The following is a 25,063-nucleotide window of genomic DNA, read 5'->3' as shown; positions in this document are numbered from 1 at the left end:
TCCTTCGTCAGCATGACAAATCCCTTGTGAGAAAAAGGAACAATTAAACCCTTCTCCTTAAACCAGAGTCATAGTAGCGAACGTTGTGGAAAAACAGTTCTTTTCATATCTATCCCAACAGGCATTCATCGCTACAAACTATGCAACCGCATTTAACAATTTTCTTCATACTGCTTGCCATGGCAGCATCAGGGCAAAACCGCACCCCGCCTGATTACAACCGCGACTGGAAACGAGCTGATTCGTTGGCTGGAAAGGGCCTTCCAAAATCGGCGCTGGAAATCGCCGAGCGGATTTATAAGGAAGCGAAAGCTCAGAAAAATTATCCGCAGGCCACGAAAGCGGCCATGCGCCGACTAACGTATCGCCAGTATTCGGATGAGAATGGCTTCAAGGAATTGGTACGTTCGCTGCAGACTGATATTGCCGAAATTCCCGAACCGGCCAAGTCGATTCTACAGTCGGTTTTAGGCGATACGTATTGGCAGTATTTTCAGCAGAATCGGTACAAGTTCTACAACCGAACAACAGTCAATACCTCGGATAAATCATCCGATGACTTTACAACCTGGGACCCGCAGCAAATGGTTGGGGCCATTACTAAGGCGTATCTGGGCTCAATACGTTCGAAGGAGTTATTGCAGAAAACGCCCATTTCGACTTACGAAGCCCTGATCGAAAAAGGCGATGCGGATGTCCGGCCACTACGTCCCACACTTTATGATTTGCTGGCGCATCGGGCTATCGACTTTTTCCAGAATACTGAACCGGATTTGCTGAAACCCGTTTTCCGCTTCGAGCTGGACCAGGCCGATTATTTCGCAGCACCCGCTACGTTCGTTAAACTGCCGATTCAAAGTCGCGACTCATTATCAGGTCGTTATCAGGCATTAGAGCTGTATCAGGAATTATTGACGCTACATCTCTCCGACGCAAATCCTGACGCTCTTGCTGACGTCGACGCGCTGCGGCTGGCTTTTGTGCATCAGTACAGTGTGTTACCGGAGCGGGATTCACTCTATCAGAAAATCCTTGAACAACAGATAGTTCAGCATAAAAATAAGCCAACCGAAGCGGTTTACGCCTATCAACTGGCCGAGTTTCTGAGCAATTACGGCGGGCCAGTACGTCCGCTGGACGCGGATGAAGGGCAAGTCTCAGAAACGGCTAATTCGAAACGCTGGAATCATAAAAAGGCGGCTGATTTATGCCGGGATTTGATTAGCCGTTTTCCGAAAACGCTGGCCGGGAAGCACGCTGGGCAGTTGTTGAATCGACTGCTACGTCCGAATTATTCCGTTCAGGTAGAGCGCGTAAACGTACCACAGCAGCCGTTTCGTGCTCTATTCAATTATCAGAATATCAATAAGATAACGTATCGGATTATTCAGACTTCGATAAAGGATATCCAATCCAATACTGATTTTCTGGATGATAACCGTCGAAAAAAAGTATTCAGTACGTGGCTGAAACGCCCAAACGTAGCGGAAAAAACCGTTACGTTGCCCGACGACGGCGATCTGAATCTACATTCTGTCGAGATTCCATTGGCGGGATTACCAATAGGGCACTATCTTCTCCTGATTACGAGCGAAGCTACGTTTAGTGAGAAAAGCGAATCTGTTCAATTCGCGGACTTTACCGTTTCATCGCTGGGCTATATAAGTCAGACAAATCGGTACCAAAATGAAGGCTTACAGGTATTTGTAACGAATCGACAGACGGGCGAACCGGTTAAAAATGTACAGATAAGCATTGAGGGCGAAACGACGCTGGCCTTTTTGAAAGGGCGTCAGGTTTTCTCGACAGATGTAGATGGTCGGGCGAAAATTCCACCGGCGGATGTAAAGCAATACAATGGCGGGTCTTTTTTGCTGATGACCTCCGGTAGTGATACGTTAGCCTCTGAACGTCAGTATAATTACGGCTATTCCAGGGATCAGCAGGAGCCAGAAAATAAATTGCACGCACGACTATTTACGGACCGAGCCATTTACCGACCGGGTCAGCCGATTTATGTAAAAGGTCTGGTTTACAGCGGAAAAGCCAATCAGTTTGCGGTAACGCCCAATCAGGACGTAACGGTTGAACTGCTTGATCAGAACGGCGAATCGGTAGCGAAACAAGACCTGAAAACCAACGAGTTCGGTACGTTCAGTGGAAACTTCACCGCGCCAGTTGGCCGGGTTACAGGTACCATGACGCTGCAAACGCCCTATGGCAGTGCATCGATTAACGTAGAAGAATACAAACGACCAACGTTTGAGGTTAAAACCAAGCCAATAAAACAGGCTTTTAAATTGGGTCAGACCGTTACGTTATCGGCCGAAGCCAAAACCTTCTCCGGGGCCGTTGTCGATAAGGCTGAGGTACGTTATCGGGTGGTGCGGAAGCTTCGCCCGCGCTGGTCCTGGTGGTATACGCCACGTAATTCGAATCAAACCGAAATTACAAACGGAACTGCCCAAACTGATGAAAAAGGGAACGTAAAGCTGACCTTCGTCGCCACACCCGATCGTGAGCAATCCCGCGAATCAAATCCCGTTTTTGAGTTTGACGTAACGATTGACGTAACGGATCAGGCCGGAGAGACACGTAGTACCACCCAAACACTACGTATCGGTTACACAGCGCTACAAGCTGATTTAACCATTCCCGATCAGGTCGAAATTGGTGACGCTAAACCATTTTCGCTACGTGTCACGAATCAATCGGGAGAGAAGGTTTCGGCGAAAGGCCAATTGATGATTTCCCAATTGCAGCCACCTGCGCGCGTGTTACGCGCCCGTCTGTGGAACCGCCCCGACCGCCAATTGTTGAGCCGTGAGGAGTTTGAAAAGCAATTCCCGAACGATTTGTTTGCCAATGAAAATGACCCGCGCTCCTGGCCAAAAGGCAACGTAGTGCAGCAGCAGGCTATAAATGCGGCAGATTCGCTGATCAAGCCAGATATGAGCCGTTACGTTCCCGGCGAATACGTAGCAGAATTGACGCTTACCGATTCGACGGGCGAGACGACCAAAGATAAAACCTACTTCTCTGTTGTTGACGACAAGCAACCAACGGCTTCGGTACGTCCCGATGGCTGGCTACAGGTTCGCAAAGCCACGGCTGAACCGGGTGAAGAAGCGGTTTTCTGGGTTGGTAATAATCAACCGGCCTGGGTATTGATGACTGTGGAAGAAGATCGGAAACTGGTTCGGGAGGAGTGGCTTAAAACCGATGGGAAACCCCGGCGCGTTACGTTGCCGGTCAGTGAGAAACAGCGGGGGGGCTTTGCCGTTCATTTCGCGATGGTTCAGAACGGGCGACTTTATCAGAAATCGCAAACCATTACGGTGCCGTTCACCAACAAGCAGCTTACGATCGACACCAAAACATTCCGCAGTAAACTTAAACCCGGTGATCGCGAAGAATGGACGTTAACCGTAAAAGGACTGGATAAAACGTCCGCCGAACTGGTTACTACAATGTACGATGCGTCGCTGGATGCTTTTACGGAACTGAACTGGCCTACGTCATTTTATACTACGTATTCGCCATTTTTCTACGGCTGGCGTTCGGGTGGTTTTGGTATACAGTCGGGTAATTCTTTGTTTTATCGGTATCAGCCGGAACCTTCTGTTCCGGTACGTCAATACGACCAGTTAGCCGTAAACGCCAATGGCTCGGGAATAAGGATTCGCGGACGAGGTGCACCCAGAGCAGTGACCGGTGGTGTAGCTAAAAAGGGTCGGGGGAACTATGCGGCAGATGGAGATATGGCTCCGGGGATGGCAATGGCAGCAGCTCCAGAGGCTCAATTGCGTGTCGCGTACACGTCGGAGCCTTACAACAACTCATCGACAAAGCCTGAGCCAGCTATAAATCCGCGCCGAAATTTCAACGAAACCGCGTTTTTCTTCCCGCAACTCCAGACCGACACGCAGGGTAATGTAGTACTTAAATTCACGATGCCCGAAGCCCTCACTCGCTGGCGTCTGCTGACGTTCGCACACACGAAAGACCTGAAAACCGGTACGTTAGAGCGCGAAATCATTACGCAGAAAGAGTTGATGATTACCGCTAACGCGCCCCGTTTCTTACGTGAGGGTGATACTATTCGCGTAACGGCCCGCGTCAATAACTTGAGCGAAAAAACACTGCCGGTCACGGCAAGTCTTACGTTGCTGGACGCTTTAACCGGCGAGCCGATCAGCCAGAAATTGGGCCTGTCGGTGCTTCAAACGAACGTAACAGTTGCGGCTGGACAGGGGCAGGCGGTTGGCTGGACGTTGATTGTTCCGGCTGGGTTGGATGCTGTTACGTGTCGGTTAACGGCGCAATCGGGCAATTTTACGGATGGCGAAGAGTTCTCAGTGCCTGTTCTGCCCAATCGGATGCTCGTAACTGATTCGCAGCCGTTCTGGGTGAATGGAAAGGAAAAGAAAGAATTCCGGCTGAAACCGCTGACCAATCTCAGCCCGGAGTTGCCCGCTAAGCACGAACGACTGACCGTTGAAGTGACGAGTAATCCGGCCTGGTACGCGCTGCAATCGTTACCATATTTGATGGAATATCGCTACGAATGCGCGGAACAGCTATTTAGTCGGCTGTATGCTAATAGTCTGGCGGCTCATATTGTAGGCCGTAAACCCGCGTTTCGAGAGGTAATTGCTACGTGGCAGAAAACACCGCCTAAAAGCCCGTTAGAGGCTAATCAGGAATTAAAAGCCGTTACATTGGAAAACTCCCCGTGGCTGGCCGATGCCCGTTCAGAAACCGAACGGACGGCGAAATTAGGCCAATTACTGGATGCCAATCGGATGGAAAGCGAACAGTTTCAGGCATTCGAAAAGCTGAAACAGTTGCAGACCGAAAGCGGTGGATTCCGCTGGTTTGGCGGTATGCAGCCCAATTTATCGATAACGTTGCACATTCTGAGTGGCCTCGGGCATTTGCAGAAATTGAAGGTAGATTTTCCAGACGCGCTGGAATCGAAAGTGGAGGAAATGCGCGTTAAGGGCGTGCTGTACGCCGATAATGAAATGAAGCAGTGGGTGGAAGAACAGAAGAGACTAGATCAGCAAAAGAAAACGAAGGCCATCGGTAGCTGGTACTTCTCAGCCGCTCAGTTTCTGTACGCCCGGAGTTTCTACCTCGATACGTTCATCGATAAAAATATGCTGGCTTACCTGAAACAACGTATAGCCGACGAGTGGACGAAACAAAGTCTGCAAGGACAGGCGCTTTCGGCTATGGCGTTGTATCGTTTCGGCGATGTCAAAACGGCGGAGGGTATCCTGCGTTCGCTCCGTGAGCGGGCACGGGAATCGGAAGAATTGGGTATGTACTGGCCCGATAACACAAGCGGCTTGTACTGGTATCAGACGCCTATCGAAACGCAGTCGTACATTATTGAGGCTTTTGAAGAAATCAGGCCCGACCACAAAGCTACTGATGATATGAAACGCTGGCTGCTACGTCAGAAACAAACGCAGTCGTGGTCATCGACCAAAGCGACTACCGAGGCTATTTACGCGATTCTGCTACGTGGCAGCGATTGGCTAAATACGGGTGTTACGACGCAGGTTAGTCTGGGCGGGCAATCCATTGAAAGCCGGGTAACGAAATCGGATGCCGTAACTGGTTATCAGAAAGTAACCTACGCAGCCGCCGAGATTAAACCCGAAATGGGCGTAATTCAGCTTTCAAAAACGAACGATGGACCGGCTTGGGGAGCGCTTTACTGGCAACATTTCGAGCCGTTGGATCGAGTGATGCCGGGGAGTGCTGGGTTGTCGGTTCAGAAAACACTCTACGTGCAAAAGGATTCACCGAAAGGGCCAGTCATTACGTCGGTTACACCAAAAACGTCCTTGAAACCGGGTGATCTCATCAAGGTACGGCTCGTTTTAAAAACCGACCGCGTGATGGAGTACGTGCATCTGAAAGACAGTCGGGCGTCAGGTTTTGAACCTGTGGCAGTATTGTCGGGCTATAAATTTCAGAATGGGTTAGGCTATTACGAATCGCCCCGTGACGCCAGCACCGATTTCTTTATGAGCTACTTACCCGTTGGTACGCATGTGTTTGAGTACGAATTACGCGTAGCCCAAACCGGCGATTTCTCAACGGGAGTTGCTACGGTACAATGTTTCTACGCGCCCGAATTTGCGGCCCATTCGGCTGGTGAGCGCGTACGGGTAAGTGCGAAGTAGAGTTGTCGACAAACGGCTTTCTTCGTTGAGTATGGCTATCATTCACATTAAGATAGCGACGGCCTCCAGTTCAATGCCAAAGCCATAATGTAAAGGAGAGCAAGGAACTACGGAGCGGGCTGGCCGGTGTTCGCCAAAAAACTGTGCGTAAAGTCGGTTCACTTCGCTCCAGTGTTCAATATCAGCAATAAACACAGAGGTTTTCAATACGTTCTCCCGTTTACTATCTGAAGCTGTCAGAATTGCATCGAGATTAGCCAGTATCTGTTCTGTTTGCTCGGCAACAGTAGCGTCGTTTAACTTTCGTCCGTCGGGCGTGATGGGTAAAATACCGGAGATGAATATCAGCCCATTATGAATGACAGCCTGCGAATAGTGACCGCCGGGTTTGGGTGCGTCAGGTGTTTCAATAAAGGTCATAGTAGGTAGGATGGTTCAAAACAACAAACGCCATATCGGCGACATGGCGTTTGTTGTTTACTATTGATTAAGATATTAAACAATTGCGTCGATAAGGGCTGTAATTATCGATACCACAATACTGAACAATAGCGCAGCAATAAAGCCTGTTACGTGAAAATTAGGGACTAAGTAGGAGGTCAAATAAACCATCAATACGTTAAGCACCAGCAAAAATAACCCTAACGTAACAATGGTGATCGGAATAGTTAGCACCGTCAGCACGGGCTTAATGAAAGCATTCAGAAAGCCGAGTACGATGGCCACGATCAGATACGTACCCATGCCCCCCGTTACGGAGACGCCTGGAATAAAATAAGCCGCGATCCAGACGGCCACGGCGCTGATTAGAATTCGAATGATTAATCCCATGTAGTGAATGATTTAAATGGTTAGCATTTCCAGAAACAGGTGGCCCGTCAAGCGAAAGGCTTACGTTTCTAGAAATGACAAACTTAACAAAGACCGCTATTGTTTCGCGTGGCGACGCTCTAATACGGCGATAATGTCGTCTAAATCAATATTTTTCTGTTCGAGCAGCACGAGGAAGTGAAAGAGCAGGTCGGCTGCTTCGCCTTTGAACAGATCGTCGTTCGAATCTTTAGCCTCAATAACTAATTCGACGGCTTCTTCACCGACCTTTTGCGCAATCTTGTTGACGCCCCGGTTGAATAACGTAGTAGTATACGATTTCTCGGACGGGTTCACTTTTCGGTCGTGAATGATACTCTGAAGGTAATTCAGAAACTGACCTTTGCCTGCGGTATTTTGATTGACTTCATCAAAACACGTATCAGCGCCAGTGTGACAAACCGGACCGGCGGGATTGGCTTTGATGAGCAACGTATCACCATCGCAATCGACCCGGATATCCTGAACGTGCAGAAAATTAGTGGACGTTTCGCCTTTGGTCCAGAGTCGTTGTTTGCTACGGCTAAAAAACGTCACTACGTTCTCGGCAACCGTTTTATCATAAGCCGACCGATTCATGTACCCAAGCATCAGCACCTTGCCCGTTTGAGCATCCTGAATCACAGCGGGAATAAGCCCATCGGGCGATTTATCGAAATTTATATCGGAATTCATGACGCAAAGGTAATCCACTACGCCCGAATCGACTGCACAAACTCGCGAATGCTCTCGGCAGACGTACCATTTTCCGTTAAATGCCGGATGAAAGCAGTTCCTATAAAGGCTCCGTTTGAATACTGGCTAGCTGTATCGAATGTTTGATGGTCCTTAATTCCAAAGCCAATCAGGTGTGGGTTACGCAGGTTCATGGCTTGAATACGTTCGAAATAATCGCGCATGGAATCGCTTACTCCCTTTGTCGAGCCGGTAATACTGGCCGAGGAAACCATGTAAATAAATCCATCAGACTCTTCGTCAATTTTGCGAATGCGGCTTTCGGACGTTTGGGGGGTAATGAGGTTCACATTTATAATGCCATATTCCCGGAACGTAGCGGCATAGTCGGACAAATACAAATCAAGCGGCAGATCAGGGATAATAACACCATCGACGCCCACTTCCTGACATTTCCGGCAGAAGTTTTCAACCCCAAACTGAAGCACCGGATTGATATAACCCATCAGCAGAACCGGCATCCGAACCGGATCGCTGGACCGTTCCTCCCGGAAGCCTTCCAACTGCGCAAACAGCGTCTTCAGCGACATGCCGTTTTCCAGCGCTTTACCATTGCTTTGCTGAATGATTTCGCCATCAGCAACCGGGTCGGAATAGGGCATACCGATTTCTACAAAATCAACCCCGGCGGCCTGTAAACTACGTAGTATGGATAACGTATCGTTAAGATTGGGAAATCCGGCCGTGAAGTAAATGCTTAATAGCCGTTCGCTTTTTTGTGCGAATAAATCGGTAATGCGATTTTGAGTAAGTTCCTGAGTCATGATGTAACGCGGACATCTTGTCCGCATAGTCATAGTAGCTACAGTGCGGACAAGATGTCCGCGCTACCCTAGAGATGTTTTGAATATGTAGCTAAATCCTTGTCGCCACGCCCTGACAGACAAACCACCACTACGTCTTCTGGCTTGAGATTCATCTTCGATAAAGCGGCCAGTGCGTGGGCCGATTCCAGCGCCGGAATAATGCCTTCGAGTTTGCTCAACTGAAAACCAGCCTGTAAAGCGTCGTCGTCGGTAATGGCGTAAAAATCACCACGGCCTGAGTCGAACAGGTACGCATGTAGCGGACCAATACCCGGATAATCCAGGCCGGCAGAAATGGAGTAGGGCTCAATAACCTGTCCGTCTTCGGTCTGCATCAGAATAGTGCGGCTGCCGTGCAGGACACCGGGTTTACCCAGCGCCGTTGTAGCCGCCGAGTGTCCCGACGTAACACCCTGACCCGCAGCCTCCGCTGCCACTAGACGTACCGAGGGCTCATGTAAATAATGGAAAAAAGCGCCAGCTGCATTACTGCCCCCGCCTACACAGGCCACTACGTAGTCAGGATTCTCGCGACCCGTTTTGGCAAGAAGTTGCTTCTTAATTTCCTCGGAGATAACCGACTGGAAACGGGCAACCATGTCAGGGTAGGGGTGAGGCCCAACCACCGAACCGATGATGTAGTGCGTGTCGACAGGATTGTTGATCCAGTGGCGCATGGCTTCATTGGTAGCATCTTTAAGCGTCTGGCTTCCGGAGGTAGCAGGAACAACCGTAGCGCCAAGCATCCGCATCCGGTCAACATTGGGTTTCTGACGTTCCATATCGATGCTACCCATGTAGACGATGCACTCCAGCCCCATCAGCGCACACACGGTTGCCGTAGCCACGCCATGCTGACCGGCGCCGGTTTCGGCCACGATCCGTTTTTTACCGAGTCGTTGAGCCACCAGAATCTGTCCAATCGTATTATTGACTTTATGCGCACCTGTATGACACAAATCCTCGCGCTTAAGATAAACCGTCGCGCCAACCTGTTCCGAAAGTCGTTTGGCCAGAAACAAAGGGGTTGGCCGACCAACGTAATCCTCCAGCAACTGCCAAAATTCGGCCTGAAATTCGGGATCGGCGATGATGTTGAGGTAGTTCTGCCGTAATTCTTCTACGTTTGGGTACAGCATTTCGGGAATAAACGCGCCACCGAAATGTCCGTAAAATCCTTTATCAGATACCTCAAATGAGGTTTGGGGTTCGAGCGTGGTTTGCATAATTATCAGTGCTTAACTAAGCGTAATCCTAACGTTGGGAGATGATCGAAGTCGTTATCGGTGGTGTGGAGTTCCATATCCAGGTACAAAGCCGTCGCTGGTATCCAAATATCGTTTTTGCCCATGTTTCGGGCGGAGGTTCCTAGTGAATACCCTTGTAGCTTCCCTTGGCTATACGCATCTATTTCGGCATAATACCTTATTAAGTCATTTGTTATGTCGACAGGTGGATATTGCTCGACCATATCGCGCATAAAATCTAGCTTTTGTGCGCCCCAGTCTGCTTTGAGCGCAAAGGCTTCCAGTTCACCAATGACAACAATAGCCAATATTGTTCTGGCTGGTGGTAGCGTTTTTTGCCGAATGTGCCGTATTAATAAATTAGTCTCGTAAATCATGCACCCCGGTCACTTTCAGCCAGGAGTTCATCCATCCGCCGATTCTCTTCTTCTGTAAAATCTGGAAATTGGCGAGTAAATGGAGTCTTTGGTATAACTGCTTCGAAGAAACGCTCAACACCCCATCGTTTGATATCTCCAGGTTTATAGCTCTGCCCTCTCCTTAATGGAGGAATTTCATCAAGTTTCTTTCTCGTTTCCATCAGCGTTGTTGTTTAGTTGGTTAACAAGACTAGCGTGGCAAAAAGTTGATTACACCGTTTCTTCCTCCTCAATCGGACGAACCCGGTTAATCAGTTCTTTCACTTTTGCTACGTCTTTCACGCCTGGCGCCGTTTCTACCTGACTGTTTACGTCGACGCCGTAGAGTTTCATGCCTTTCAACGTATCAAGCTGGCTTAGGTTATCCAGGCCGATGCCTCCGCTGATGAAAAACGGCTTTTCGTTATCGTAGCGGTTCAGGATGTTCCAGTCAAACGTAACGCCGTTGCCGCCAGGTTGGTCGCCTTTAGCGTCGAACAGGAAAAAGTCGCACTGGGCTTTAAAGTTGTTCAGCATCGAAAAGTTAAACGATTCATCGACCCGAAACGCTTTGATGATATTGATGCCCCGGTTGCGCAGGCTGCGGCAATACTCCGGCGTTTCGGTACCATGCAACTGAACGTACTGAAAATCATATTTCTTAACGGTGCGCAGAATATAGTCGGGACTAGCGTTTACAAACACGCCAACTTTCCGAATCGATCGGGGTAGGGCCTTAACAACGGCTTCGTCTAACTCCTCGCCAACAAAGCGCGGTGACTGGTCATAGAAGATAAATCCAACAAAGTCAGGACCAAGGGCGGCAATCTCTTTCAGGTTGTCAGCATCACGCAGACCGCACACTTTGATTTTCATGGCTCGTACAAGTTAAATTGACAAAGTATTGTTTAGGTTAAATTCGGAAACCAATTTCGCCAATGCCTGAGCTGGATCGTCGGTTTTCATGAATGCTTCACCAATCAGAAAACCATCGAAACCGGCTCGGAACAACGTGCGCATGGTTTCGGCATCGTGCAACCCGCTTTCACTGATTTTGGCAAACGTATCGGGAATGCGCTCAACCAGACGTAACGACGTATCAATAGACGTAGTAAATGTCTTCAGGTTACGGTTATTCACACCTACTAAATCAATATTTGGGGTAATGCTACGTTCCAGTTCTTCTTCATCGTGAACCTCCAGCAGCACCTGCAAGCTCAAATCATGCGCCTGCATGCTTAACTCTGCTACTTCCTCGGGCGTCAGGCAGGCAGCAATGAGGAGCACTACGTCGGCACCCCAGGCTTTGGCTTCCAGAAGCTGGTAACGGTCAATAATGAAATCCTTACGTAGTATGGGCGTTTCTGGATTGGCGATTCGGGCTGCCTGTAAATCAGCGGGTGTACCGCCAAAAAAAGGCTCATCGGTAAGTATTGATAACACGGCCGCGCCAGAACGAACGTATCCCTGCGTGGTTTCCGCTACGTCGGCCCGATCGTTAATAATGCCTTTTGAGGGAGACTGGCGTTTGAATTCCGCAATGATACCCGTTGAGCGAAAACTCTGAACGGCGTCGCGTGCCGATAGGCAATGCCGCATAAAGTGAGGCATTTGCTCCAGGGCGGTTATTGGCGTGGCTTCCCTGCGCTGAGCTACTTCGATTCGTTTCTGGGCAATAATTCGATCAAGAATCGTCATTTTTTAGATGAATGAATAATGAATAATGTCTAATGAATATTGAATTCTCAGCAAACCTTGTTACTAGAGAAGTCAATTTCAGTATGCATTATTCATTACCCATTTTGCATTATTCATTATCCGATCAGTTTCTTAAAACTTGCCAATGCCCGGCCACTTTCCAGCGACTCTCGGGCTACATGTACAGCTTCTTCCCGAGTAGAGGCTTTCCCGGCTGCCAGCAACGCCATTGCCGAGTTGGCTAAAACGGCTTGTTTCTGGGCAGGGGTTGCTTCGTCGTTCAATACGTTCATGAATATCTGGGCTGATTCATCGAGTGTATGACCACCTGCCAATGCGTCTGCTTCCAGCGTAGTCATTCCTAATTCGCTCGGTTCCAGAATCTGCTCGGTCTGATTGCTGATGACTTTAAACGGACCCGTCAGCGAGATCTCGTCGTAGCCGTCCAGCGTATGCAGAATCATGAAACGTTTGTCGGTTTGCTGATAAAGGTACGCATATAATCGCGCCAATTCAAGGCTGAACACCCCAACGAGCTGTTTTTGAGGCTTTGCCGGATTGATCATCGGCCCTAATACGTTGAAAAATGTCTTTACGCCAAGATCCTTCCGAATCGGTGCTACGTTCTTCATGGCCGGATGAAACAGGGGTGCATGGAGAAAACAAATACCCGCCGTTTCCATTTTACGCTGTAACTCGCCCACATCATTAGTGAACTTGTAGCCAAGCCGTTCCATGACAGTCGACGAGCCCACCAGCGACGATACGCCGTGATTGCCATGTTTGGCAACGTGTTGGCCAGCCCCGGCTACCACAAAAGACGACAGCGTTGAGATGTTAAACGTGTCTTTCCCATCGCCCCCGGTGCCACAGAGGTCCATCGGATCATAAGCAGACAAGTCGACGGGCAGGCAGAGTTCAAGCATGGCGTCGCGGAAGCCTTCGAGTTCTTCCAATCGCAGGCTTCGCATCATGTAAACGGTTAGAAACGAAGCGATTTGGGCCGCGTTGTATTCGCCACGACCAATGCCAAGCAGCACTTCGCGCGCCTGATCTTTAGTAAGATATTTGTATTCAAAAAGATGATTTAAGATTGCTTTCATGGGTGTTTGATTGTGTAGAGACAAGGCATGCCTTGTCTCTACAGGGCTAACCAATTCTGAATCATTTTCACGCCGTTTTCGGTCAGCACCGATTCGGGGTGGAATTGTAGCCCCCGCACATCATAACGGGTATGTGCCAGACCCATAACTCGACCCTGTTCGTCGATGGCCGTGATACGTAGCTCATCGGGAATTGAGTCGGGAACGACGGTCCAGGAGTGATAGCGACCCACGGTTAGCTCGTCGGGAATGTCGGAAAAAAGCTTTTCAGACCGATCGGTGATACTGGCTTTGTGGGCAACGCCATGCAATACGTCACCGAGGTTTTCCAGACGAGCGCCGTACACTTCACCGATGCCCTGATGACCGAGACAAATTCCCAAAATACTTTTCGTAGGACCGTATTCACGTACCAAATCCTGCATGATACCTGCTTCGGATGGAATACCCGGCCCCGGCGAAAGCATGATTTTGTCGTATTGCCCAACATCTTCAATCGCTATTTTGTTGTTCCGAATCACATCCGGTTTCTGCCCCAACTCGCGCAGTATATACACCAGATTATATGTGAACGAATCGTAATTATCTAAGACTAAAAGTTTCATTTTTTGAATGTAAAATGGTCAATGTTAAATGAATAATGGCTAGCGATGGACTTAAGTATGCATTAACCATTATACATTATTCATCAAATAGATTTCGCCTGTTCGAGAGCCGTTCGAAGAGCGGCCAGTTTATTATGCACTTCCTGTAATTCGCTTTCCACCACCGACTTCGCCACGATACCGGCGCCAGCCTGATAATACAACGTATTGTCTTTGCTCATAAACGTCCGAATCATGATGGCGTGATTAAACTCGCCGTCGAAACCCATGTAACCAATGCTGCCCGAGTAAAAACTGCGGCTTATATTTTCATAACGGTCTATCAACTGCATGGCCATGTGTTTGGGTGCTCCTGATAACGTACCGGCCGGGAAAGTTTCGGCTACAATTTGCAGTGGATCAGCGTTTTCTGTCAAATCGCCGACTACTTTCGAAACGAGGTGAATGACGTGCGAATAGTATTGTACTTCCTTAAACGTCTCGACATTCACTACGTCGCAGTTGCGGCTGAGGTCGTTACGTGCCAGGTCAACCAGCATTACGTGCTCGGCCGATTCTTTCGGATCATCATAGAGTTTTTGTGCTAACTCGGCATCGTGAACGTCGTCGCCCGTGCGCCTGAACGTACCAGCGATAGGGTAAATAGTTGCCTGTCGATTTTTGATGACAATCTGCGATTCGGGTGATGAACCGAATAATTTATAGTTGCCGTAATCGAAATAAAACAGATATGGCGATGGATTCAGCGAACGTAGCGCCCGATATACATTGAATTCGTCGCCCTGAAACGGCGTCGAAAACCGGCGCGACAGGACAATCTGGAACACATCGCCCCGTTGACAGTGGTCTTTTCCTTTCTGAATAATAGCCCGAAATTCATCGTCGGTAAAGTTCGACTGTTCGGGTCCGGCTGGGCTGAACGAATACGTTGGATAGTTTCGGCTCGTAATCAGGTCGCTGATGTAATCGAGTCCATCCGCCGTTTCGGCATTTTCGGATTCCGTTACGTTATCTGGCAGATAGCTGTGCTCGAAAAGATGAAGCTCGTCTTTGAAGTGATTGATTGCCAGAACGTAACGATAAACGGTAAAAACAGCCGCCGGAATCTGGTTCTCAGTCGGAATGGTAGCCTGTAACGTAATATCCTCGAAGCCCTGCACCGACGGATAGCCGAAATAGCCAAACAAGCCGTTGGTGATAAACGAAAACGGCGATTTCTCGTGCTTGAAACTATCCTTAAACGTCTGCAACGCTTCCCGCATGGCCTGTACGGGTAGTTCACGCGTTTGTTCAGGCTGGCCCGGTAATTGAGTGGTTAGCTGACCTCTATCGTAAGAAAACCGCGCTACCGGATCGAAAGCGATGTAAGAAAAACTATTGTCGTTGCCGTGATAATCCGAGCTTTCGAGCAGGATGCTGTTCAGGAAACGGTCGCGGATGCGCAGGTAGATGCTTACGGGCGTGATGATGTCGGCCAGCATCCGTTTGTGGCGGCTGATAACGCTGTAGGTGGGAGTTTTTAAGTCGATAGTCATAAGATTATAGTCAATTAGGCCCCAACAGGCTCCGGCTGTCGGTTTAGTTACTGAGTAAATCGCTATAGCGATTCCGACAGCCGGAGCCTGTCGGGGCCAAACCAAAAAAATAAGGCTCACCGGGATGACGGTGAGCCTTAGGAAATTGTGTTGGTAAACAACAATAGCGGCAACCCTCATCCCAACGTAGGAGAGTGCCACCACCAAATCATGTTTACCGTATTATTCATGTCTTTCGTTTGCTATATCTGGTATCAAAACCTTCTTTGGTCGGGGTGGCGGGATTCGAACCCACGACCTCTACGTCCCGAACGTAGCACGCTACCAGGCTGCGCTACACCCCGCATTGAGGCCACAAATATAAAGCGTTTGTTTTATTCCGAACAAGAGCCGCCAATTTTTTCTATAGAAATTACATTTCCAGCATACCAATGCGAATGCTTTTATTCTCGTTCAACTCGAATGACGATTGGTCGAAATCAGGCGGGCCCATGAGCATCGTTATGTTCGAAAAACCAAATGGTTCGGCGGGGATCTGTCCTGAAAAATCCAGTTTGTTGTTTGCGTTTAAATCCTGATATAATCGAACGGCATAGCGACCGGGAGCTAACCCTTCGAAGACAACGCTGATTTCGCCTGATGGTGTTACGTCGACTGTTTTTGTTTGTTTGGATTCGCCCCGGAAGCTAGCTGGGTCGACGGCTAAACCGATATATAATTTCCCAGTCCGATTGTTCACATTGTGGATAACCATCGTTAGTGAATAGGCTTTAGTTGCGGTAGCTGACGTAGCAGGCGTAGTTTGTTGAGCGATAGTCAGATTTGAAAAAAATACCAGTAAGCCGAGGGCGATAAGCGTTTTCATTGTTTGCGTTGTTTTTGGTTCGACAGCACAAACTTATAGCGTTCAAAAATGAGCCAGCAACCTTAAGGGACAAACAGCAAGAGTATGGGGTAAATGGTACGTTTGGGACTATAAACAAGCTTTTTAGGGCTGTTTGGAGCTATTTAGAAAAGCGGTTTATCCCAAATTCAGCGTCAAATTGCCGCTTTTGGTATACCGGATTTCTTCTTCAGCCAGCATCTGCCTCACAGTTTGCGCGAGCGAGTTGGCATCGATTTGGGCGAAGTGATGGGCGAGTTGCTTCGGCGATACGCCGGGGCCATTGGCCAGTGCTACGTATTCGCGAACCTGCTCCCGGAAAGCCGCCGTTACGTTCTCAGCCTTCTTTTTCTTCTTCAAACAGTTGTCGCAGATGCCGCAGGCTTCGCCTGGTTTTTCACCGAAATACGCCTGCAAAAGTCGGGTGCGGCATTGCGTGGCATGTTCGGTGTAAATGGTGGCGGCCTGCACTTTACGTAACGCCAGCTCTTTCCGACGGTTCAATTCTGCTACGTTCACCGGAAGCGATTTCGCATCGAAACGGGGCGTCAAATACGTAAGCTGTGGCTTGTCTTTCTGCTTTTCGTAAATCACTACGTTACGTTGGTGAAGCTGCTCCAGCATAGTCTCGATTTCGCCCTGATTCATGAGATATGTTCGGGCCAGCGTAGATTCTGAAATGGTAACGAAATCGGTAAATAACTCGCCCCCGTACAAACGTAACAACAGTTTCAGAAACGAATCGAAGCGGGAATTCATCACCTGAAACTCGTATAATTCGCGGTTATCAAGCACGATAGCCAGCCGCGACGGATGAAAGAAATTCTCAGTCAACTGAATAAATCCTTCCAGTTGCAACTGCTTCAGGGCGTAGTGAGCTTCCTGCGGAGGCAGGCTGAACGTAGCCGTAAACGCGCCAATATCAAAATCATAACTGCTGAACTCACCACCGCCGACGGGAACAGCCGTGTAATTCGCCACCGCCTGATAAACCCGACGTAGCATCTCGACGGGCTGATAAAGCTGTTCGGTTCGGAAACGTAAATTTTCTAAATCGCTGGGTGTGTAGAGCATCACGGCGTATGATTTCTGCCCGTCGCGTCCGGCACGGCCCGCTTCCTGGTAATACGCTTCGAGCGAATCCGGTACGTCCAGATGCACAACCGCGCGCACATCGGGTTTGTCGATGCCCATCCCAAAAGCATTGGTGGCTACTATTACCCGTGTTTTATCCTGAATCCAGGCGTCCTGTTTGTCGGCTCGTTGTTGGGTTGTCAGACCGGCGTGGTAATAATCGGCTGAAATGCCTTGTTTAACGAGCCACTGCGCAATCTGCTGGGTTTGCTTCCGGCTGCGCACATACACTACTGCACAGCCCGGTACGTTGTGCAGGATACGTAGCAAACGGGTTTCTTTCCCCTCTTCCAAAACCGCTGAGTAGGACAGATTCGGCCGCGCAAAAGTTTGTTTGAAAATCTGCGGTGTTCGTAAAATCAGTTTATCGACAATATCGGCTTGTACGTCGGGCGTTGCTGAAGCCGTCAGCGCAATAACGGGCGTATCAGGAATAAGCTGTCGAAACTCCGCGATTTGCAGATATGGCGGACGAAAATCGTAACCCCAGGCCGAAATGCAGTGCGCTTCGTCGACAGCCAATAGGTTGACCGTCATTTGTTTGACACGCTCGATAACGATTTCCGTACGAAGCCGTTCGGGCGATACGTAGAGAAATTTAAGATTGCCGTAGATGCAATTGTCGAGTGTCGTATCAATTTCGCGGTAATGCATTCCGGAGTAAATTGCAGCTGCCGGAATACCCCGCTTACGTAACTGCTCCACCTGGTCTTTCATCAGAGCGATGAGGGGCGTAACCACAATGCAGACGCCCTTCAAGGCCAATGCCGGTACCTGAAAACAAACAGATTTACCACCACCTGTCGGCATCAGCACCAGTACGTCCTGACGAGCCAGCACAGCATTCACTACGTCTTCCTGCTGCGGCCGAAAGGTCGAGTATCCCCAAAATTGCTGTAAAATCTGCCGGACAGTCAAGGTAATCAGTTAATTAGTAGTCAGTCGTCAGTCAATCGGCCAATAGTTCTTTTCTTTCATCTGCTGATGACTATTGACTAACGACTATCGTGCAAATTTACGGCGTAGAAAAGACAAATCGGAAACGTAGTGGTTTACGTTTATATCGACAGATTCAATCAGGCGAACCAAAAGTTATGCTTCAGAAAGTTATAAAATCAGATGAAGAGTGGCGGCAGCAACTCACGCCCGAGCAATACCGGGTAACCCGCACCAAAGGAACCGAACGGCCTTTCACGGGCGAATACTGCGAAGCGCACGACCCCGGCATCTATGCCTGTGTATGCTGCGGAACCGAATTGTTTGAGTCGACAACCAAGTTTGAATCAGGAACGGGCTGGCCGAGTTTTACAGAACCCATTGAAGAAGAGCGGATTCGGTTGGAAAAAGATTTCACTTACGGCATGATTCGGGTGGAAGTGCTGTGTAACGTCTGCGATGCGCATCTGGGACATGTGTTTAATGATGGTCCAGCGCCAACCGGAATGCGCTACTGCCTGAATTCGGTATCGTTGGTATTGAAGCGTACGGCTGATGCGGAATGAGTTCTTGACTAAAACAGGCTTGGAAATGCCGATTTAATTAAATTGTTCCCCATATTGCTTTGTTTAAGGACGTAGCTGGGACACAGAGATGCACGGCGGTTCGCAGAGATTCACTGAGGATTATTCTCTGTATATCTCTGTGACTTCTCCGTGCATCCCTGTGTCCCAATAAAAATACGTAGTAAGATTTGCAGCATGAATCATTGGATGTTGAGGGGTATTCTGGTCGTTGTTTGGTTCATTGTAGCGGTAAACAACGTAACAGCGCAAAAATCCGGCGGAACTGTGCCGTATTCTGTAATTGGCACTCCAGCCTACGGCCCCCGAATTGTGTATTACAAGGACGAACGTAACGCGCTCACTACGGTTCCGGCTCCAGAAAGTATTCTTAAAAATAAAGAGGCAAATGGTCGACTTGCCGCACCCACAGCCCAGTTTATTGTTACGTATAACAACTTTACAACCGAGGCAAAACAGGCTTTTCAGTACGCAGTAGATATCTGGTCTACTCTGATCAGCTCGCCCGTGCCAATTCGGATTCAGGCAAACTGGGGTTTTCAGACGCCTAACGTACTGGGTTCGGCCGGGCCAGGGTCGTATCGGTATAATTTCGATGGTGGTCAGCGAGCGAATGCATTTTATCCGATTGCACTGGCTGAGAAAATTGCCCGACGGGAACTCAATGCACCCGAAGAAGCCGACATCATTGCTGATTTCAATCGAAATAATGACTGGTATTTTGGCACCGACGGTAAAACGCCCAAAGGTCAGACCGATATGGTAACCGCCGTATTGCACGAACTGGCGCACGGACTTGGCTTTATTGGATTCTTTACCGTAGTCGGCGACAATGGTTTGTACACGCAGGCACTTGCGTCCATATACGATCAATTCATCGAAACGGGGCAGGGGAAGCGATTAGTTACGTCGACGAAAGAGTTTCCAAATGATTCGGAGGAATTGAAACTTCAGTTGGCCGGGCATAATCTGTTTATCAACGGCAGTACGTTAAAACAATCAACTGGCGACCGGGCAAAAGTGTATGCTCCTTATAATTTCGATCCGGCTGCCAGTGTTTATCATCTGAATGAAGACACGTATCCGCCCGGAAACATCAATTCACTGATGACGCCCCTATTGGCTCAGGCCGAAGTTATCCATTCGCCGGGACCAATTGTGATGAACTTTCTGGCCGATATGGAATGGAAAACGACCTCTGTTCTGCATGAGCCAATTATTGGTAGCGAAGATCCTGCCGACCTCGTTTTTAGCACCCGGATTATCAGCGATACTACGTTGACACCCGGTTCAGTACGGCTGTATTATCGGAAAACGCAGCCAACGGCCAAAGATTCGGTTTTTACCACCGTTACGCCTACGCAGGTAGGAACCACCAGCGAATATCGGTTTACACTTCCGGCTGCACAGTCACAGGGTGATATCTGGTATTATTTATCGGCGAAAGACGTAGCAGGGCGAACGTTTACTAATCCGGGCAGGCTCATTAACGGTACGCAACTGCTCTATCATACGCAATCAGGCCCCGATAACGTAGCACCGACGATTCAGTACGTTCCTACCAAAAACGTTATGTTCGCTACCAACGCCGTTGATAGCTTACCCATCTATGCACGTATCAAAGACAATCGGGCGGGCATCAGCGCGGCATATGTGGAGTATAAAATCAATGGCGTAGCGCAACCCAATCTGAATCTCAAATTCACCAAGATCACCGTTAACGGCTTTACGTACGATAGCATGTATGTGAACCGAATCAATTTTCCGGCAAATTCGCTGAAAGCGGGCGATAAAATCACGTATCGGATTGTAGCTGTGGATATGTCGAAGGCGAAAAATCAGGTATTTAACCCGGCCAATGGATTTTACGAACTTCCGGTACTGGCGCCCCGTGCTGCTCGGGATCAGTACGTTACTACGTTCAGCGACGCTACGTCGGCCAGTGATTTTATTGGGTACGGATTCAGTGTCACTACGGCAGCTGGTTTCAGCGATCCGGCCATCCATTCCGAACATCCGTACCGAAATGGGGCCGATTTTAAGGCGCAGAGCAATTACGAGTACGTCCTGTTGTCGCCGATACGTATCAAAGCCAATCCTGACAGTGCTGTAATACGTTTCGATGAAATTGTGCTGATAGAGCCAAGCGAACCGGGTAGCAAATTAGGCGATGCTAATTTCTATGATTATGTACTTGTGGAAGGTTCATCCAACAACGGACAGACCTGGAGGCCGTTGGTTGATGCATACAGTTCGCGGGATAAAGCGGAATGGTTAAATGCCTACAAAGCTAGTATCGTAGCCGATAACTCGACCACTGCCGGAACTCCAGCGTTGTACCGAAGGCGCGAGATTCCTTTACTCAAACAAGGAAGCGCCTTTAAAGCGGGCGACCAGATTTTGATTCGCTTTAGAATGTTTGCCGATCAACTGTCGTACGGGTGGGGCTGGGCTATCGACAATTTGCGCATTCAGGCGGCTCCTCCAGCTATTGTGCTAGCCGAAGAACCAACACGTAATGCTACGTTTTCGCTGTATCCCAATCCGGTCAATGGGGGTTCGGTACGTATTGTTGCCGATTTGCCGAACGTAGTGTCTGAAGTAAATCTGAGGCTGATTGGTCTGTCGGGACAAGCTATTCGGCAGCAGACATTGAAAGTAAGTGGTTCTCGAATCAATGATCTGTTCGACATGGGCCAGTTGCCAACAGGGCTTTACTTTCTGCAATTGAAAGCGAATGATCTGGTAATCACCCAAAAAGTTTTGGTTGCTGACTGATGATGTATGAAAGCACTACTCTCAGTACTTATTCCACTTCTACTTGTTGGCTGCTCCCCCGCCAAACGTATCAGCCGAACACTACGTATCCAACCCACTTACACCGATCATTTTACGGGCGTAGCACTCTATGATCCCGTCCGTAAAAAGCATCTGATTCAGTATAATGCTGATAAACCGTTTACACCAGCGTCAAATACTAAACTATTCAGTTTCTATGCTGGTCTGGTTTCACTACGTGATTCGTTGCCAGCACTACGTTACGCCGTACGGAGCGATTCGCTGATTTTCTGGGGAACGGGCAACCCGCTTCTGCTTCATCCTGATTTGCCCGATACATCTGCACTGGCGTTTCTGCGGAAGCGCCCTGAACGCTTATTTTTCTCCGCTGAAAACTATAAAGGGCCTCGTTTCGGAGCGGGTTGGGCCTGGGATGATTATAATGACGATTATTCGGCTGAGCTGGCGTCGATGCCCATTTACGGCAACGTGCTACGTTTCCCTAAAGGAAAATTACTGTCGACTCAGATTAAGCCGCGTCAGTTTGCCGATAGTACTAGCGTACTTCCTGATAGCAAAATAGGTAGTGGCGTCCGTCGGATGGAATTTGCGAATCGATTTACGCGGTTGACAGATGTACAAAAATCTCAGCAGGACGTACCGTTTCGCTGGTCGCCGGGTCTGGTCGCTCAGTTACTGAGTGATACGTTACATCGGTCGGTGGTCCTTGTTAATCTGCCAGTTCCTGAAAATACAAAGTTGCTACGTGGTTCTTCTGCCGATTCGCTCTACAAACGTATGTTGCATGTGAGTGATAATCAGTTTGCTGAGCAGGTATTGTTTATGATTTCGGCGGAACGTAGCGCGTCCATGCTGGAACCGGGCGTTGAGTTACGTCGCATTGCGGATAGCCTTCGATTGACCACGCCGGAAGGACGTAACGCGGCTCGATGGGTCGATGGGTCGGGGTTGTCGCGCTACAATGTGTTTACGCCGAACGTATTGATTGATTTACTAATAAAAATTTATGCCCTCGTTCCTCAACAACGCTTGTTTACGTTGTTGCCAGCCGCCGGTCAATCGGGTACGCTACGTAACATGGATATGCATGGAAAACCTTACGTTTTTGCCAAATCGGGTTCCATGACAGGTGTGTATAATCTCAGCGGATACGTATTGACGAAGCAGAATAAATTACTCTATTTCAGCATTATGCACAATAATTTTACGCAACCGGTGAGCGAAATGCGGCAACGAACGGCAGCATTACTGAAAGAAATTCACGAGCAGTTTTAAATTGACTACCGTACCACCGCCAGCTTTCCGGCCAGACTTTCTGATCCATCGGACGTAACGGTAACAACCAGATAAACGCCTGTCTGAGCGGGTCGATTTCGGTAATCACGGAGATTCCACGTAGCGGTGCCCCCCTGCGAACGGGTTTCATACACTAACTGCCCGCCCGCATCCAGAATTTTTACGGTGGAATTATCCGTAAGGCCGTTAATACCTACCGTACCTGTAAAATCAGGCCGAACAGGATTGGGGAATATGGTCAGTTTATTGAGGATTTCGGTGGGCTCAGTCGCTGGTCCACGATACGAAATAATGCCATTTGGCGTCTGCATGAACACCATTCCGCTGACGGGCTCAACAGTCACTGACGATACGTAGTTGTAAGGAAGAGGACTCGTAGCGGTTGTAAACGTTTCGAGCAGTTGCGAACCATCTGCCGCAACCCGATAAACCCCATTCGGTGTACTCATCCATTTCCGATTACCCCCATCGACGGCAATTGAAAGGATATTCTCGTTGGCCAGCAACCGACGTCGGTTTATAATAGGTGCTTGTGCATCGACTATTGCGTCGAAAGCGCCAGCCGGATTATCAAAAACCATTGGCCCCAGGCTGGTACCTACCCAGATAATGCCAAGTTTGTCTTTTACTAACGTCTGCACCTCGTTTGTCAGTAATCCCCCTTGCCCACGTGTTGTGGTCAGGTAACGGCTGCGGCTGTTTTGCGGATCAACAACCAGAATACCCGTACTGGATAGATTGAGCCAGAGAAACCCGTTATCGTCGGCGACAACCTGTTTTACATAGAGTTGACTAACAAACGGAAACGACTGGAACTGCCCATCCGGCCGCCGAACGTGGAGAGTGGCCTGAGAAGAGTTAGGTATATATGTCGTTATCCACAGATTGCCTTCAGGATCAGTGCCTAAGCTGGTAATGTTTATCGGAATACTGGCAGGTAACGTAACACGGGTTGGCACTCCACCGTCGCTATAACTCCACAAACCAGCTTGCGTGTCGGCCAGATAAAGTTTTTGTTCTGTGGGCAGATAGGTGGCTGTGGAAAACCCAAACGTACTAGCCGATAACGGCAAATTCTGCCATCGGCCCGTTGGTATGGATAACTGCTGAAGCGATGGCTGTGTACCCAGCCCTAAAAGCGTATTTGGATAGGCATACAAGGACGAAAAAGAGTCACTTAAAGGCCCTTCTGGTACGATACGTTGGAACGTGCCATTGTTGCCAAACAGCAGCCCGTTACGGTTATCAGCCACCCAAATCGTATTGCCATCCGCCACGACTTCGCGTGGGTCAGCTAATAAATCTCCCGAAAACGGATTCGCACCGGGCAACGTAACAGATTTATCGGTAGCCAGAATCAACCCGCCTGGACTAGGAAACTGTCGAACAATTATAGTACTCAGTGGCCGAATTAACGTCCATTTTCCATTCTGACGTTCGTAAACGCCTTCGCTACTGACACTGGCCTGTAGTTTGCCTTCGCTGGTGGCCAGCGAAATAGCACCTTTACCCGGCAACGTAACAGACCGCCAGTTGGCCGGGTCGGCGATATTCACGGAAGGTGACAGACGTACCGAGCGAATCTGATACATATTACGGATTTCGCTGGCGGGAGGAATCAACGCATATAGGCTATCGTTAGCGACGGCCGTTTCTGCGGTAATATAAATGGGAGATCCAGTCTGCGGGGTGAAATACGTATCGCGAATCTCGTCTTTAATTAGGTCGAGCACAACGACGCCGAAACTGGCGCTTATATAAGCTGTGTTGCCAACTCGATTGATGTGGCTAATGCCGACTGGCCCCAGCGACGTTACAACCGTATTTACATTTTTAATTGCGCCCGGCTCACCCGTTGCCGAAACCGTCAGAAAATCCAGATTGCCGTTCTGATAAGCAATAAGTAGACGATGTTGGTCGGCCAGATACAACAATCGTCTGATAGACATCTCACTGAAACCCTGCGATTTACCTAAAACGGTCGTTTCGTTCGTGGTTTTGTCGTAATAGAAAAATCCATTTTGACTGGCGGCATAAATTTTGTTTTCGACCACCGCAACCGACTGCCCCGACAAATAACTCACATGCGTTTGCCACGTACCAAGCTGCGCGAATGATGAATGATGAATGATGAATGATGAATGGATGAGAAAGGCAACGTACCAGAACCGAAGAAAATATTTTTCAGTCCAGCCCTGAAACTTTCTTTTATAAGTTTTACAATTCATCATTCA

19 protein-coding genes and 1 tRNA gene are annotated in these 25,063 nt (G+C 48.9%); 4 read left to right on the top strand and 16 right to left on the bottom strand.

The features are described 5' to 3' along the window. Positions 1–140 precede the first annotated feature (140 nt). The gene (locus IC229_RS17935; protein ID WP_190888383.1) at positions 141–6,200 is read left to right on the top strand and encodes an alpha-2-macroglobulin family protein; all 6,060 of its coding nucleotides are present in this window, start codon (positions 141–143) and stop codon (positions 6,198–6,200) included. 42 nt (positions 6,201–6,242) lie between these two features. Here IC229_RS17935 and IC229_RS17930 read toward each other — a convergent pair whose 3' ends face one another. The 15 genes from IC229_RS17930 to IC229_RS17860 form a co-directional block, all read right to left on the bottom strand. Continuing rightward, positions 6,243–6,620 (bottom strand): Rid family detoxifying hydrolase, encoded by a 378-nt coding sequence (locus IC229_RS17930; RefSeq protein ID WP_190888382.1) that lies wholly within the window; start codon positions 6,618–6,620, stop codon positions 6,243–6,245. Between the two features lie 75 nt (positions 6,621–6,695). Next, on the bottom strand, positions 6,696–7,031 hold the full coding sequence (locus IC229_RS17925; protein ID WP_190888381.1) for a phage holin family protein: 336 nt from the start codon (positions 7,029–7,031) through the stop codon (positions 6,696–6,698). A gap of 96 nt (positions 7,032–7,127) precedes the next feature. Continuing rightward, positions 7,128–7,745: a bifunctional phosphoribosyl-AMP cyclohydrolase/phosphoribosyl-ATP diphosphatase HisIE gene (gene hisIE, locus IC229_RS17920; RefSeq protein WP_190888380.1), complete on the bottom strand. Its 618-nt coding sequence runs from the start codon at positions 7,743–7,745 to the stop codon at positions 7,128–7,130. Between the two features lie 17 nt (positions 7,746–7,762). After that, positions 7,763–8,569 (bottom strand): tryptophan synthase subunit alpha, encoded by an 807-nt coding sequence (trpA, locus tag IC229_RS17915; protein WP_190888379.1) that lies wholly within the window; start codon positions 8,567–8,569, stop codon positions 7,763–7,765. Positions 8,570–8,637: 68 nt separating this feature from the next. Next, positions 8,638–9,837, bottom strand: a complete 1,200-nt coding sequence (trpB, locus tag IC229_RS17910) for a tryptophan synthase subunit beta (protein WP_190888378.1) — start codon at positions 9,835–9,837, stop codon at positions 8,638–8,640. A 5-nt stretch (positions 9,838–9,842) separates the two neighbouring features. Beyond that, positions 9,843–10,235, bottom strand: a complete 393-nt coding sequence (locus tag IC229_RS17905) for a PIN domain-containing protein (protein WP_190888377.1) — start codon at positions 10,233–10,235, stop codon at positions 9,843–9,845. Continuing rightward, positions 10,232–10,438 (bottom strand): hypothetical protein, encoded by a 207-nt coding sequence (locus IC229_RS17900; protein ID WP_190888376.1) that lies wholly within the window; start codon positions 10,436–10,438, stop codon positions 10,232–10,234. The genes IC229_RS17905 and IC229_RS17900 overlap by 4 nt, the downstream gene beginning before the upstream one ends. Before the next feature lie 49 nt (positions 10,439–10,487). After that, positions 10,488–11,132: a phosphoribosylanthranilate isomerase gene (locus tag IC229_RS17895; protein WP_190888375.1), complete on the bottom strand. Its 645-nt coding sequence runs from the start codon at positions 11,130–11,132 to the stop codon at positions 10,488–10,490. 12 nt (positions 11,133–11,144) lie between these two features. Further along, positions 11,145–11,954: an indole-3-glycerol phosphate synthase TrpC gene (gene trpC / locus IC229_RS17890; RefSeq protein WP_190888374.1), complete on the bottom strand. Its 810-nt coding sequence runs from the start codon at positions 11,952–11,954 to the stop codon at positions 11,145–11,147. Positions 11,955–12,070: 116 nt separating this feature from the next. Next, a complete protein-coding gene (gene trpD, locus IC229_RS17885; protein ID WP_190888373.1) occupies positions 12,071–13,057 on the bottom strand; it encodes an anthranilate phosphoribosyltransferase in 987 nt (328 codons plus the stop codon). A 38-nt stretch (positions 13,058–13,095) separates the two neighbouring features. Continuing rightward, entirely contained in the window at positions 13,096–13,662 is a 567-nt protein-coding gene (locus IC229_RS17880) for an anthranilate synthase component II (protein WP_190888372.1), read from the bottom strand. Positions 13,663–13,745: 83 nt separating this feature from the next. Continuing rightward, positions 13,746–15,197, bottom strand: coding sequence for an anthranilate synthase component I family protein (locus tag IC229_RS17875; protein ID WP_190888371.1), 1,452 nt, complete (start codon positions 15,195–15,197; stop codon positions 13,746–13,748). Between the two features lie 267 nt (positions 15,198–15,464). Then, positions 15,465–15,541 (bottom strand) — tRNA-Pro (locus IC229_RS17870). A gap of 68 nt (positions 15,542–15,609) precedes the next feature. Next, on the bottom strand, positions 15,610–16,062 hold the full coding sequence (locus tag IC229_RS17865; RefSeq protein ID WP_190888370.1) for a DUF2141 domain-containing protein: 453 nt from the start codon (positions 16,060–16,062) through the stop codon (positions 15,610–15,612). A 156-nt stretch (positions 16,063–16,218) separates the two neighbouring features. Further along, a complete protein-coding gene (locus IC229_RS17860; protein WP_190888369.1) occupies positions 16,219–18,132 on the bottom strand; it encodes a RecQ family ATP-dependent DNA helicase in 1,914 nt (637 codons plus the stop codon). Between the two features lie 176 nt (positions 18,133–18,308). Here IC229_RS17860 and msrB point away from each other — a divergent pair, with 176 nt between their 5' ends. The 3 genes from msrB (at position 18,309) to IC229_RS17845 (ending at position 22,808) form a co-directional block, all read left to right on the top strand. Beyond that, positions 18,309–18,716: a peptide-methionine (R)-S-oxide reductase MsrB gene (gene msrB / locus IC229_RS17855; RefSeq protein ID WP_190888440.1), complete on the top strand. Its 408-nt coding sequence runs from the start codon at positions 18,309–18,311 to the stop codon at positions 18,714–18,716. Between the two features lie 195 nt (positions 18,717–18,911). After that, a complete protein-coding gene (locus IC229_RS17850) occupies positions 18,912–21,512 on the top strand; it encodes a T9SS type A sorting domain-containing protein (protein WP_190888368.1) in 2,601 nt (866 codons plus the stop codon). A 6-nt stretch (positions 21,513–21,518) separates the two neighbouring features. Next, complete coding sequence (locus tag IC229_RS17845; protein ID WP_190888367.1) at positions 21,519–22,808, top strand: D-alanyl-D-alanine carboxypeptidase; 1,290 nt, start codon at positions 21,519–21,521, stop codon at positions 22,806–22,808. Positions 22,809–22,813: 5 nt separating this feature from the next. On the opposite strand, the gene porZ is transcribed toward IC229_RS17845, so the two are convergent. After that, complete coding sequence (gene porZ, locus IC229_RS17840; protein WP_190888366.1) at positions 22,814–25,060, bottom strand: type IX secretion system anionic LPS delivery protein PorZ; 2,247 nt, start codon at positions 25,058–25,060, stop codon at positions 22,814–22,816. Positions 25,061–25,063: the final 3 nt, after the last annotated feature.

The organism is Spirosoma profusum, from assembly GCF_014699005.1.
Taxonomy (GTDB): Bacteria; Bacteroidota; Bacteroidia; order Cytophagales; family Spirosomataceae; genus Spirosoma; species Spirosoma profusum.
The sequence above is the reverse complement of the archived record's forward strand: the minus strand, read 5'-3'. Positions and strand labels throughout refer to the sequence as shown.

Excerpts from the sequence above, each read along its gene's own strand:
- IC229_RS17935 (WP_190888383.1), top strand. The coding sequence starts at position 141 with ATGCAACCGCATTTAACAATTTTCTTCATACTGCTTGCCATGGCAGCA.
- IC229_RS17930 (WP_190888382.1), bottom strand. The coding sequence starts at position 6,620 with ATGACCTTTATTGAAACACCTGACGCACCCAAACCCGGCGGTCACTAT.
- IC229_RS17925 (WP_190888381.1), bottom strand. The coding sequence starts at position 7,031 with ATGGGATTAATCATTCGAATTCTAATCAGCGCCGTGGCCGTCTGGATC.
- hisIE (WP_190888380.1), bottom strand. The coding sequence starts at position 7,745 with ATGAATTCCGATATAAATTTCGATAAATCGCCCGATGGGCTTATTCCC.
- trpA (WP_190888379.1), bottom strand. The coding sequence starts at position 8,569 with ATGACTCAGGAACTTACTCAAAATCGCATTACCGATTTATTCGCACAA.
- trpB (WP_190888378.1), bottom strand. The coding sequence starts at position 9,837 with ATGCAAACCACGCTCGAACCCCAAACCTCATTTGAGGTATCTGATAAA.
- IC229_RS17905 (WP_190888377.1), bottom strand. The coding sequence starts at position 10,235 with ATGATTTACGAGACTAATTTATTAATACGGCACATTCGGCAAAAAACG.
- IC229_RS17900 (WP_190888376.1), bottom strand. The coding sequence starts at position 10,438 with ATGGAAACGAGAAAGAAACTTGATGAAATTCCTCCATTAAGGAGAGGG.
- IC229_RS17895 (WP_190888375.1), bottom strand. The coding sequence starts at position 11,132 with ATGAAAATCAAAGTGTGCGGTCTGCGTGATGCTGACAACCTGAAAGAG.
- trpC (WP_190888374.1), bottom strand. The coding sequence starts at position 11,954 with ATGACGATTCTTGATCGAATTATTGCCCAGAAACGAATCGAAGTAGCT.
- trpD (WP_190888373.1), bottom strand. The coding sequence starts at position 13,057 with ATGAAAGCAATCTTAAATCATCTTTTTGAATACAAATATCTTACTAAA.
- IC229_RS17880 (WP_190888372.1), bottom strand. The coding sequence starts at position 13,662 with ATGAAACTTTTAGTCTTAGATAATTACGATTCGTTCACATATAATCTG.
- IC229_RS17875 (WP_190888371.1), bottom strand. The coding sequence starts at position 15,197 with ATGACTATCGACTTAAAAACTCCCACCTACAGCGTTATCAGCCGCCAC.
- IC229_RS17865 (WP_190888370.1), bottom strand. The coding sequence starts at position 16,062 with ATGAAAACGCTTATCGCCCTCGGCTTACTGGTATTTTTTTCAAATCTG.
- msrB (WP_190888440.1), top strand. The coding sequence starts at position 18,309 with ATGCTTCAGAAAGTTATAAAATCAGATGAAGAGTGGCGGCAGCAACTC.
- IC229_RS17850 (WP_190888368.1), top strand. The coding sequence starts at position 18,912 with ATGAATCATTGGATGTTGAGGGGTATTCTGGTCGTTGTTTGGTTCATT.
- IC229_RS17845 (WP_190888367.1), top strand. The coding sequence starts at position 21,519 with ATGAAAGCACTACTCTCAGTACTTATTCCACTTCTACTTGTTGGCTGC.
- porZ (WP_190888366.1), bottom strand. The coding sequence starts at position 25,060 with ATGATGAATTGTAAAACTTATAAAAGAAAGTTTCAGGGCTGGACTGAA.